Source organism: Clostridioides sp. ES-S-0049-02 (assembly GCF_020658465.1).
Classification (GTDB): domain Bacteria; phylum Bacillota; class Clostridia; order Peptostreptococcales; family Peptostreptococcaceae; genus Clostridioides.
The window spans coordinates 79,142-91,891 of sequence record NZ_JACVWG010000009.1 but is presented as its reverse complement, the minus strand read 5'-3'; the positions used below and the strand labels follow the sequence as shown (position 1 = coordinate 91,891).

The 12,750-nt window shown below is 28.4% G+C and carries 12 protein-coding genes; 11 read left to right on the top strand and 1 reads right to left on the bottom strand.

From position 1 onward, the window contains the following. Positions 1-90: 90 nt before the first annotated feature. From IC213_RS16045 to IC213_RS16005, 9 genes are all read left to right on the top strand, one after another. The gene (locus IC213_RS16045) at positions 91-702 is read left to right on the top strand and encodes a hypothetical protein (protein ID WP_227433627.1); all 612 of its coding nucleotides are present in this window, start codon (positions 91-93) and stop codon (positions 700-702) included. 287 nt (positions 703-989) lie between these two features. Then, a complete protein-coding gene (locus IC213_RS16040) occupies positions 990-1,769 on the top strand; it encodes a DUF975 family protein (RefSeq protein ID WP_227855832.1) in 780 nt (259 codons plus the stop codon). A gap of 204 nt (positions 1,770-1,973) precedes the next feature. Continuing rightward, complete coding sequence (locus tag IC213_RS16035) at positions 1,974-2,333, top strand: BlaI/MecI/CopY family transcriptional regulator (protein ID WP_227433625.1); 360 nt, start codon at positions 1,974-1,976, stop codon at positions 2,331-2,333. Between the two features lie 10 nt (positions 2,334-2,343). Then, complete coding sequence (locus IC213_RS16030) at positions 2,344-3,666, top strand: M56 family metallopeptidase (RefSeq protein WP_227863273.1); 1,323 nt, start codon at positions 2,344-2,346, stop codon at positions 3,664-3,666. Positions 3,667-3,879: 213 nt separating this feature from the next. Next, positions 3,880-4,287 carry a hypothetical protein gene (locus IC213_RS16025; protein ID WP_227433623.1) on the top strand — a complete coding sequence of 136 codons (408 nt, stop codon included), beginning with the start codon at positions 3,880-3,882 and terminating at the stop codon, positions 4,285-4,287. A 411-nt stretch (positions 4,288-4,698) separates the two neighbouring features. Next, positions 4,699-5,094 carry a hypothetical protein gene (locus tag IC213_RS16020; protein ID WP_227433622.1) on the top strand — a complete coding sequence of 132 codons (396 nt, stop codon included), beginning with the start codon at positions 4,699-4,701 and terminating at the stop codon, positions 5,092-5,094. Between the two features lie 426 nt (positions 5,095-5,520). Further along, complete coding sequence (gene iorA, locus IC213_RS16015) at positions 5,521-7,302, top strand: indolepyruvate ferredoxin oxidoreductase subunit alpha (protein ID WP_227433621.1); 1,782 nt, start codon at positions 5,521-5,523, stop codon at positions 7,300-7,302. Then, positions 7,302-7,877: an indolepyruvate oxidoreductase subunit beta gene (locus IC213_RS16010; protein WP_227863272.1), complete on the top strand. Its 576-nt coding sequence runs from the start codon at positions 7,302-7,304 to the stop codon at positions 7,875-7,877. The genes iorA and IC213_RS16010 overlap by 1 nt, the downstream gene beginning before the upstream one ends. Positions 7,878-8,240: 363 nt before the next feature. Beyond that, positions 8,241-8,897: a hypothetical protein gene (locus IC213_RS16005; protein ID WP_227863271.1), complete on the top strand. Its 657-nt coding sequence runs from the start codon at positions 8,241-8,243 to the stop codon at positions 8,895-8,897. 218 nt (positions 8,898-9,115) lie between these two features. Here the strand turns inward: IC213_RS16005 and sleC are convergent, their stop codons facing one another. Then, positions 9,116-10,387, bottom strand: coding sequence for a spore cortex-lytic germination protein SleC (sleC, locus tag IC213_RS16000; RefSeq protein WP_227433618.1), 1,272 nt, complete (start codon positions 10,385-10,387; stop codon positions 9,116-9,118). Between the two features lie 250 nt (positions 10,388-10,637). On the opposite strand from sleC, the gene IC213_RS15995 reads away from it, so the two are divergent. Both IC213_RS15995 and IC213_RS15990 read left to right on the top strand, forming a co-directional pair. Then, positions 10,638-11,390, top strand: a complete 753-nt coding sequence (locus IC213_RS15995) for a PrsW family intramembrane metalloprotease (RefSeq protein WP_227483648.1) — start codon at positions 10,638-10,640, stop codon at positions 11,388-11,390. 41 nt (positions 11,391-11,431) lie between these two features. Continuing rightward, complete coding sequence (locus IC213_RS15990; RefSeq protein WP_227433616.1) at positions 11,432-12,742, top strand: RsmB/NOP family class I SAM-dependent RNA methyltransferase; 1,311 nt, start codon at positions 11,432-11,434, stop codon at positions 12,740-12,742. Positions 12,743-12,750: the final 8 nt, after the last annotated feature.

Below are 12,750 nucleotides of genomic sequence, written 5' to 3'. Positions count from 1 at the left end.
TTTTCAAAATAAACTTATAATTAGACAAAATTATGCTATAATATTAATAAATAAATTTTTTTATTCAATTAACTGAGGGAGGATATTTGTATGAAAATGGTAAAAAAATTAATCTTGTCTTCTATTATGGCTTTAGTTTTAGTTCTAACTATAGGCTGTTCTAATGCAGAAGAAAAAGTAAAGTCGAATTTTGAAGCTAATTTAGCAGCACTAGAAATGTATAAATACGATGAAAAAGGCATTTCTGATGCTTTAACAGAAGCTGAATATAAACAAATTCAAACTTATAATAACACAGATAAAGTTTCAATGCTTGCTCAATTAACACCTCTTTATGGAAAAGAGAATGCTGAAAAGATATATGACACAATTGTTAAATTAATACAAGGTGTTGAAAAGACAGTAACAGTAGATTCTTCTAGTAAGGATAAGATAACTTTAAAAGTTGTAAGTAAAGCATTGGATACTAGTAAAGTAATGTCTGAGGCAAACGATTTAGTAAAATCATATGTAACTGATAAAAATAATTACAATAAAGCAGAAAAAGAAGTTCAAGATGATATGGCAAAAATGATTATAGACCTTTATAACAAAAAGCCAACGAAAGATGTTACAACTTCAATTACATATACAAAAAAAGATGGTAAATGGCAACCACCTAGCAATATACAAAAATTATGTGAAGGAATATATACAATTTAATTTATTTTAAAGACACTAAAACTATCTTTTAAACATATAATAAACTGTTTGAAAGATAGTTTATTTTATTATTTATTGAACACTACCTTTCAAATTTATTTGATATACTTGGCAGTTTTGACTATATAAAACTTTCAATACAATTATGCTATATCTTGATAAAACATGGTGAATAATTGTGTGTTATATAGTCGAAAATATGATATATTAATATTATATTATATGATAAAAGTTTATTTATATGCTTTTAGGGAGATTTTTTATATAAAATGAAAGGGGTGTTTTTTATGTTATCAAGGCAAGAATTAAAAAGAGTATCAAAAGCTCAGTTATCTGGAAACTGGGGAACATGTGCAATTAATATGGCAATATATATTGCGTTGATAGTAGCTATATCATTTATAGGATTGCCTTTTGAACCCTTAACTACTATCATAGTAGCGATAATAGGTTTTTTAGTTGCAGCAGGATTTACATGTATGTTTTTAAAGATTACTAAAGATAAAAAAGTCAAGATGGGAGATATCTTCGTAAATGGAAGAATTTATTTAAGAAGTTTTGGACTTTATATATTAGAATCAATTGCTGTTTATATTTATTCTTTTATAATCACAATTATCGGAGCATTTTTGTCATTTGGAGTTTTAATTACTAGTGGAGCAATTGAATATCTATCAAGTAATAATGTTGGAGTAGGAACTGTAATTTCTACTGCCATAACTCTAGTTATTATAGTAATTGTGTTGATGTTGCCAGTTTATATATTGTTATTATACATTTCTCAAGCTGCTTTTTTAATATGTGAAGATAAAGATAATCTTGGTGTATTTAAAGCAATGGGTGCTAGTTTAGATATGATGAAGGGTAATGTACTTAAACTATTTATATTAAATCTTAGCTTTATAGGATGGTATATATTGACTATATTTACTTTAGGAATAGGTTTGTTATGGTTAATTCCATATATAGGAGTTACTAATTGTAATTTCTATAGAGAATTATTAAAAGATAATCCAGATGTAGAAGATATATTATTAGATAAGGAAAAATCTTATTCTATGTATTAAGATGGTTTTATAGTTAAATAAAATAAAGCTTTATTTAGATATTAAAGTATAAAAATGACAAGACTGTCTTTTACAAGAACTATTTCTTTAAAGGACAGTTTTTGTTATTAAAAAAATAAATGGTTGACATCACATAGACTACTGTGATAGTTTTAAATTATAATATTGACTATTGTGATAACCATATTTGAGGAGCGATTTTATATGGAAATAAAATTATTTGATTCAGAACTTAAGGTGATGGAAGTTCTATGGGAGATAGGAGAAAGTAAAGCAGGGGAATTAGTAAAAGTTTTAAAGGAAGAAACAGGGTGGAATAGAAACACTACGTATACAGTTATAAAAAAATTAGTATCAAAAGGTGCAATAGAAAGAATTGAACCAAACTTTGTTTGTAGACCTTTAATAAGCAAAGAAGAAGTTCAGAAGCATGAAACAGAAAGCTTAATTAATAAAATGTTTGGAGGGTCTTCAGAGAAATTTCTTTCAGCTTTTATTAATAAAGAAAATCTCTCAAGTGATGAGATTACAAAACTTAAACAAATTGTTGAGAAATTAAAGTGAGGTAAGATTAATGTTCACTAAATTGTTAGAAATGAGTGTTACTTCTGGGGTTTTAATTTTAATTGTTATTTTTATAAGAGCATGTTTGTTTAAAAAATTGCCTAAAAAAGTATTTGTATTATTATGGTTAGTTGTTTTGTTTAAACTTTTAGTACCAGTAAGTTTAAATTCTACTTTTAGTATTTATAGCATTATTGAGTCAAATTTTGATGCTCAATTGGGAAATGCATCCGCTGTGGATTATTCAATTAAGAAGAATAATAATTCTATCAGTAAGAATAATTTTGGAGATTCTAAGGCTTTATTCAATCTTGAGAATTTTACAGCATTGGAAATATCAAGTATTTTAACGTTTGGAATTTCTATTACTTTTATTATGTTTTTATGCTTTAAGTATACCAGGACGATTAATCTTTTTAAAACTTCGATACATATAAAAAATCATGAATTTATTAAAAAGTGGGCATATGATAATAGAGGTTTTAGAAAATTCTTTGTTTGTATTTCTGAATTTACTAAAACACCTCTTACAACTGGTATTTTAAAACCGAATATTATTTTGCCAAAACAAATGGACTATAGCAATAACCAAACTCTAAACTTTGTCTTAACTCATGAATTGGTTCATATCAATAGGTTTGACAATATATTGAAGTTGTTTATGATTGTAGCTCTTGCTGTCCATTGGTTCAATCCTTTAGTTTGGGTAATGCTTTTTTTATTGAATAAAGATATAGAATTTAGTTGTGATGAAAAGGTAATGAGTATAGTTGGTGAAGAATATAGAGCTGATTATGCAACTACGCTTATAAGTTTAGCAGAGGAACATAATACATTTCCAATGACACTTTATAACGGATTTGGAAAGACAAAGATAGAAGAAAGAATAGTTAATGTTATGAAGTTTAAAAAATCAACCTATATTACTTTTTTAGTTTCAGCTGTGTTAATTTGTGGGACTAGTGTTGTTTTTGCAACTGGAAATAAAGAAATTGATGAAGTTGAATCTTTTAATCTAATGGAAATTGAGCAAAGTAATAAAAACGACTTTTCAATAGGAGGTCAGCCATTAAAAATAGAATCTAAGATAAATAATACAAATATTTCTGTGGGATTATCAGCTAAAAGTGATGAAAGCATTGATTTAAGTACATCAGAAACATATAAAATGCAGAAAATTACTTCAAAGGTTGATGTAGAAGAAGTGTATTCTAATATGTCAAAGTATTCAGTTGTACCAACTGATAATATTTCTAAGAAGATATCTGTAACAAAAAGTATGAAGATTTTAACAAATAATAAATTGCAGTATAAAGATTCTGAAAGCAACTAGATATATGACAAATAAGGATGGGTTGAGAATTAGGAATACTATCTTAAAATAATTAAATTTATTTTGAGATAGTATTTTTTATTAAAAAATTTTATAGAAATACTTGACACAATTATGACTATTATGATAGTCTAAAGATGTAGTAAATAACTATTGCAATAGTCATAATGAACTACACTACCCAAATAAATCTCTAAGAAAGGAATATAAATTATGAAAATAAAAAAATCCCTTATAAGTGCAATGATGGTATCTGCTATGGTACTAGGAGGAACAGGAGCAGTATTTGCAAGTGGAAATGACGATGTATCTAATATTGAGTTATCTAAGTTTAAATCTCTAGTAGAATCAGGTGTAACTGATGCTGCTGACTTAGAAAAACATGGAGTTGAGTATTATACTTATGAAGAGTACGCTAAGCAGATTGAAGAGTTAAAAGCATATGCTAAAGACTCTTCAGCAGTTAAAGATGTAAGTTCAAAAGACCTTGAAGATACAATTAAGATTATGGAAAAAGATTTAGAAAAGATAAAAACTGAAGGCTTAAAGATAATGAAACCTATCGTAATAGATAATGAAGATGGAACTCAATTGGCAGTTTCTTTATCTAGAGCTGAATAATTAATATTAAATTTTTTAGATATAGGTGGAAAAAGTATTTAAAAAACTAAATAAGCGTAATTAAACATAGTAAACAAGAATAAAACAAGTAACAAATAAACGATAACAAAAGGCTTAAAGTCTATATGAAGATAGAGAAGTAAAAAATAAACAAATTAAATAGTATAAAAATAAATCTAGTCAAAGTAAAAGTATTAAACCCAGTTTGTAATGTTAACATTTTTTATATGTATTAAGAAATGTTAACATTACTTTTTTTATTCAAAATATGGATTTTTACTAAAAAACGTTGTAGAAATACTTGACATAAATATGACTATTATGATAGTCTAAAGGTGTAGTTAATAACTATTGCAATAGTCATTGTGAACTACACTACCCAAATAAATCTCTAAGAAAGGAATATGAGTTATGAAAATAAAAAAATCCCTTATAAGTACAATGATGGCATCTGCTATAGTATTAGGAGGAACAGGAGCAGTATTTGCAGATGGAAGTAGTGATGTATCTAATATTACGTTAGATAAATTTGATTCTCTAATAAAATCAGGAATAACTGAGCCTGCTGACTTAGAAAAATATGGAGTTGAGTATTACACTTATGAAGAATATGCTAAGCGTATTGAAGAATTAAAAGAGTATGCTAAAGACACTACACAAGTTAAAGACTTAAGTTCACAAGACCTTGAAAATACAATTAAGAGTATGGAAAAAGATTTAGAAAAGATAAAAAATGAAGGTTTAAAGATTATGAAACCTATTAGAATAGACAATGGAAATGGATTGATAGGTTTCTATGGTCGTTAAATAATTAAATGATACAAAAGTAAATCTAGCCAAAGTAAGAGTACTAATTCAGTTTGTAATGTTAACATTTTTTAATGTATGTTAAGAAATGTTAACATTACTTTTTTTTTATTTAAAATAATATTAAAAATATTATGAAAATTCTAACGAAAATTAATTCTTAATTATTAGAGTCATTAAAATTTAAAGAAAAATGGCAATTTGGTATTTTAAAAGTGAGTTTTAAAAAAATTAAGGCTATTGGCATGGCAATTGCTTAGTAAATAAAATAAGAACAATATTATAAATTTATGGATTCATATTATTATTTGCTATCAATATTTAAATTGTATTGATAATAAATATATAGTTGATAGCTTCTAAAATGTATCGCTAACAAATACACTAAGTTATCAAAGAGGTATTATTTCTAAGGAGGGGGAAAGCATGAAACAATTGCTTACAGGAAATGAGGCAGTAGCACGTGGTGCTTACGAAGCAGGCATATCTTATGCAGCTGCTTATCCAGGAACACCAAGTACTGAAATATTGGAAAATATAGCACTATATAAAGATGACATAATTGCAGAGTGGGCACCAAATGAGAAAGTAGCAGTAGAGTCAGCAATAGGAGCTTCTATTGCAGGAGGTAGAGCCCTTGCAGCTATGAAGCATGTTGGAGTAAATGTTGCTGCAGACCCAATATTTACATATGCATATATGGGAGTAAATGGTGCGATGATTATTGTATCTGGAGATGACCCTGGGATGCACTCATCACAAAATGAACAAGATAATAGACATTATGCTAAATTTGCAAAGATAGCTATGATAGAACCAAGCAACAGCCAAGAATGTAAGGATATGCTAAAGGCTGCGGTTGAGATAAGTGAAAAATACGATACAACAGTTTTATTTAGAATGGTGACTAGAATATGTCATAGTAAAGGACTTGTTGAGTTAGGAGAAAAAGAAGAAACAATTGTAAAAAAATATGAAAGAAATCTTTCTAAGTTTGATGCTATTCCAGCAACTTCAAGAGGATTAAGAATTAAACTTGAAGATAGATTAAAAAAGCTTGAAGAGTTTTCTAATGAAACTGACTTAAACTTTATAGAATGGAATGATAAGAAAATAGGCGTGATAACTTCAGGAGCTTCTTATGAGTATGCTAAAGATGTGTTTGGAGATACTGTATCATATTTAAAATTAGGATTTACATATCCTCTTCCAACAAAGAAGATAAGAGGTTTTGCAGAACAAGTAGAAACTGTTTATGTAATCGAAGAATTAGAACCTTATATAGAAGAACATCTTAAAGAAAATAACATACCATGTATTGGAAAAGAAAAGATACCTAATATAGGTGAGTTAAATCCAGATATTATAGCTCAATCAATTTTGGGAGAAAAAAGAAAACTAATAGAGTATAGCCAAGAAAAAATAGTTGGCAGACCTCCAACTTTATGTGCAGGATGTCCACACAGAGGATTTTTCTATGAGCTAGGAAAGGTTAAAAATGTACTTATAAGTGGAGATATAGGATGTTATGGTCTAGGAGGAGCAGAGCCTTTAAATGCTAAAGATACTTGTATATGTATGGGAGGAGGGCCAGGTGTAGCTCATGGAGCACAAAAGATATTTACTAAAAATAATATTAACATGAGGACTATATCTACAATAGGAGATTCAACATTCTTTCATACAGGAATAAATGGTCTCATAGATATAATCTACAACAAAAGTAATACTGTAACATGTATTCTTGATAATAGAATTACTGGAATGACTGGTCATCAAGAAAATCCTGGAACTGGATTTTCATTGCAAGGTGATGTTACTGAAATGATGGACATTGAGACTATAGTAAAAGCTTTGGGTTGTAAAAATGTAAAGGTAGTTAATCCTAACATGTTGAATGAAGTTAAAGAAGCATTAAATTGGGCTTTATCAATTGATGAACCTTCAGTAATAATCACTAGATGGCCATGTGCATTAAAAAAATTTACAGAAGATGATAAAAAAAGATTCGACCTTACACCATCAATTTGTAGCGTAGATGATGAGAAATGTATTGGATGTAAGAAATGCCTTACAACAGGATGCCCTGCTTTGAGATTTGATAAATCTAAAAAGAAATCAAGTATAAATCAGGCTCAATGTGTAGGATGTACAGTATGTGCACAAGTATGTCCAGTAAATGCTATAAAAAAGGTTGGTGAAAAGTAATGAAAAAGGTTAAAAATGTATTGTTATCAGGAGTAGGAGGTCAGGGTACTGTTTTAGCAAGTAAAATACTTTCTGCTGGTCTTATAGATACTGGATATGATGTTAAGATGTCAGAGGTTCATGGTATGGCTCAAAGGGGTGGAAGTGTAACAACACAAGTTAGATATGGAGAAAAAGTACACTCTCCTATACTTGGAAAAGGAGATGTTGACGTATTAGTTTCATTTGAGACTATGGAGGCTTTAAGATATCTTGATTTTCTTAAGCCTGAGGGTAAATTAGTAGTAAATGATTATGAAATGCCTTCTGCACCAATTTTAACAGGTAGAGTGGATTATCCTGAAAATATAATAGACGATATTAAAGAAAAAGTGGATGTAACAGTGATAAAGGCAGTTGATATTGCCAGAGGTTTTGGAAATGAGAAGGTTATGAATGTAGTACTTTTGGGAGCATTGATTAAGGCTTTACAGTTAGAAAATGATATAGATTGGGAAAAGATAGTATCACAACAGGTTAAACCTAAGTTTATAGAAATTAATATAAAAGCTTTAAGAGAAGGAATGAATATTTAGAAAATAAAAATTACAGATAAAAAACTATATAAAGAATCAGAAAAAATAATTATATATAATATACAAAGGGTTAGGAAAGATTAATTATAGATATAATACAAAAAGGGTTAGGAAAGATTAATTAAAAATATAATATATAAAGGGTTAAAAAATAATTTCAAAAGAAAGCTATATGTAATAGTTATTTAATGCAATAGCTATTTACTAAGATAGTTATTTAAAAATGAAATTTTATCAATTTAAACATGGAAAATGAATACCTAAGTAAGCAATATTTAATAAATATATTTATATAGAGATAACAATAAAATAAATACTTGAAAGGAAGGAGAACTATTTAGATTATTAAATAGTATTTATAATATGAAAAAAGGCGATTTTATATGGAGTGGAGTTCTTATTTGTCTTATTGCTATTTTAGTGATGCCAAGTAGTAGAGCGGTATTTATGGAAGCAACAGGTGCACATCCATATATTGGAGGTTTTTTCAAGTTTGCTGTGTTAGCAACAATGGGAGACTTACTTGGTGCTAGAATTTTGCATAAAAACTGGAAAATACCAGTGGGAATCTTTTACAGAGCTGTAGTTTGGGGAATTATAGGTGTAGTTACAACATATGCTATGTCAATTTACTCAGCAGGTGTAGGGCAGGCACAAGTAGATGGTATGCTTCCATTTGAAGGAATAGCTTTTGCAAATGCTCTATTTAAGAGTGCAACTATGAATATATTAATGTCACCAACTGTATTTTTATTCCATAAGGTTATGGATTGTTTTATAGATAAAAAATACGAAGTTGGAAAGGGTGTTAAGGTAGTTCTTAAAGATGTAGTAAATGTTGTAGACTGGAATGCATATCTTGGTTTTAGTGTTTTGAAAACTATACCATTTTTCTGGATACCATGTCATACAATTGTATTCTTGTTCCCTGCTGAATATAGAGTAATTGCCTCTGCTTTTGCATCTATAGCTCTAGGATTAATTTTAGCATTAGCCAATAAATCTAAAGCTACAAATTAATATTATTAATAAAGTTAGAGTTATTAAGTTAGAATTATTGATTGCTGTTTTTAAGAAGCTTAAAATCCACCATTTAAGAGTTTTAAGGTTCTAAAATAATAAGTTATAACTACAAAAAATGGCTGCTAAGACTATTATGATTATAGGTTAAAAAACTTATAACAGATAGTAGTTTATAACAGCCATTTTTTATGTTAAGCGAATAAGTTAGTTAAAATCTAAATTAGAGGATTTAAAGAAGCTATTCTAGTTGTAGCTACGTAAACCCTGGATATTTCATACCATGTCTTAAAGTCAACTACTCCAGTTTGAGGTAAACCAAAAATTCCTTGGAATATTTTTACAGAATTTTCTGTATCTGTACCATAGATTCCATCTTCCCTCACTTTTGGTATAGCTGGATAAGAATTAGATATAGCATTTAACTGGTTTTGTATAGTTCTAACGTATTGTCCAGAAGAACCAACTTGTAGTGTAGTTCCAGGAAATGATACTGGTACACCACTAACTACTGGAGCTTTTTCAAACACTATTTCGTCTCCATAGAAATATCTTAGTATTCTTTCATAATCGTATCCTTGGTCACCTAGGTCCTTACTACCCCATTGAGTCATTTGATTAGGACATTGAGATTTTTGACCATCACAATATTGAGCTAGTAGTGGCTGTCTTGATGTAGGAGGTCTTTTTATAAATGTATTAAATATAGCATCTACAACTACGTTAATTGGTTCAAATAAGTTTCTATTGTTTATAAATTTATGGTCATATGCTGTTGATGAGGTGATTGTAAAGTTATATCCTTTGTTTCTGTACCATTCAGTAAAGACTCTATTTAAAGTAAATGATATTATAGCTATTACATTTGCGTAGATTGTCTGCTCAGGCCAAGTTGAATATATTTCAGATGAGGCTATGTTTTTAATGTACTCTTTAAATGGAATCCAATAATTTGCCGCTGATGTATTTTCTGGTAAACCATCATGAACTACTATAAATTCAGGCACTACAGGGTTATCTAATACAACAAAACCAGTAGGTGGTGGTAATGGTTTTAGGTTACTTTCTGGAATTTTAGGAGGATAAGTACCGTATAAAGTATGTTCTCCTATATCAAAAATCAATTCACTTTGTCTTGAGAAGGAACGCTTACTTCTTGTTCTAGGAAACATAGGAACTCCTTGTCTCGCCTCAATTGTAGCTAGTAACTGTGTCCCTTCTATGACAACTGTCTCATATCCATCCGCTATAGCTTCTACTATATACTGGCTGTAAGGTCTAACATCAGATGGTTGTAGAGAGTAATCTACATCTGGTGCTGGTAATACTAATCCAGTCACTTGGCCAGATTCATTACTTATTAGGTTCTGGTATAAAGTTGATGAGCTTTGGCTACCATTAGACATTGAATATATGTTTACTGTTGCATTTTGAATGGGTCTATTGTTAGTAGCATCAATTATACTTACTGTTAAGAAACCATCTTGCATCAAATCACCCTTTCTTTAAATGAATTTAGTTCCCTTATATTTCAAGATATGAATATGGCTTGAGATTTGTTAAATAATATAGATATAAATTTAAATTTTTTTAAGTATTTTTAACCTATCAAATGATAAAGAGTTTAGTATATAAATTTGAGTGTAGAAAAATTTAAAATAAAAGCTGAAAGAAAATAAATTAAAAGTAAGTGTATATTTAAAACACAAATAAACTAAAAATAAGTAGTAATTATAAAACATGAATGAATTAAAAACTTTGAAAGGAAAATTACCTATGAAGCTGGATTTATTTTTATTAGCAGTAGTACCTATATTAATAGGTATGTTTTGGATAAGATCTAAAGATAAATATTGTAGAGAGCCACTAATCCATTTAATTAAATTTTTTATGATAGGTGCTTTTTTAAGTGTTATAATTATTCTTTTAGAAAATCTATTAATGAAGTTTAATGTATTTGAAGGATATTCAGAATTATTATATGTATCATTTATAGTTGCAGGTCTTGTGGAAGAAGGTGTAAAAGCTTTAATACTAATTCCTTCATTGATTAAAGAAAAGCACTTTACTGAAAAATTAGATGGTATTATTTATTCTGTATTTTTATCTTTAGGATTTGCAACAATTGAAAATATAGTTTATATTTTCTCTGAAAGTAGAAATTTAGCACTACAGGTTGGTATTAATAGAGCAGTTATCTCCATTCCAGCTCATGTAATGTTTGCTATTACTATGGGATATTATATTTCTAAGTATAAGTTTGAGGGGAATGAAATTAAAAAACGTGAATACTTATTTATGGCTGTATTAATTCCGATTTTATTACATGGAGTTTTTGATTTTATATTGATGATAGAATATAGATGGGCTATTATATTATTTATAGTTTATGTCATAATTTTGTGGAAAATAAATCTTGATAAACTTGAAAAATATATGAATAACTCTAAAAAAGTGTTTTTTGGAAACTTAAAGAAAAAGAAAAGAAAATAAATGACGAACAAGTAACGCAGATAAAAAGGGGGATTATAAATTTGGCAAATTTACCAAAAGAATTTTTAGAAGATATTAGAGAAATACTAGAAGATGAATATGATGATTTTATAAAAAGTTATAATGAAGAAAAGACTACTGGTCTTAGAATAAATACACTAAAAATTGATAAAGAAAAACTATTGAATTTAAATTTATTTGATTTATATCAGATACCGTGGGCAGATGAAGGTTTTTATTATGATGATAAAATTAATAGGCCTGGTAGAAATCCATTACATGAGGCTGGAGCATATTATTTACAAGAGCCTTCTGCAATGAGTGTAATACCAAAAGCAGATATTAAAGAAGGAGATAAAGTACTTGATATGTGTGCTGCACCTGGTGGCAAATCTACATATATATTATCTAGATTAAACAACACAGGTTTATTGGTTTCTAATGAGATTAATACAAGTAGAATTAAAGCTCTAGGAGAAAACTTAGAACGATTTGGAGCGAGAAATTGTATAATAACAAATACTGATTCTAATAGCTTAAGAAAGACATTTAATGGGTATTTTGATAAGGTGATTATAGATGCTCCTTGTTCTGGGCAAGGGATGTTTAGAAAAGATGAAGTGGCCATCTTAGATTGGAGTCAGGCAAAAGTAATTGAATGCCAATCTATTCAAAAGGAGATTATAAGAGATGGATATAAAATGTTAAAGAAAGATGGTATTTTAATTTACTCAACATGTACTTTTTCAAAAGAGGAGAATGAACATGTTATAAATGAGTTTATCAGTGAATATCCACATGCAGAACTTGTTGAGATGGAAAGGCTATGGCCTCATAAAATAAAGGGAGAAGGTCATTTTGTAGCTAAGATAAAAAAATTAGAAGAAGAAGAAAGTAATGTAAAAGAATTAAAAATAAAAAATTTAGATAAAGAAATAAAGGATTATAGGGAGTTTGAAAAGAAATTTTTAAAGACTGATTTTTATAGTAATAAAAAAAATAAATTTTATTTAAGAGGAGAAAATTTGTACCTACTTCCTGAAATATATCCAGATACAAAAAAACTAAAAGTATTGAGATACGGTTTGCATTTAGGGGTTTTAAAGAAGAATAGATTTGAGCCTTCTCATGCATTATCTCATTACTTAAAAGTTGAAGATGTAAAAAACGTTGAAAACTTTAGTGTACAAAGCGAATCGATTCTTAAATATTTAAAAGGGGATGTTATAAATTCTAATGAAAGTAGAGGATGGGTTTTGGTATCAGTTGAAGATATACCTTTAGGTTGGGGAAAAGAATCTGCTGGTACAATTAAGAATCATTACCCTAAAGGTCTTAGAAAAGTATTTTAAACTATTAG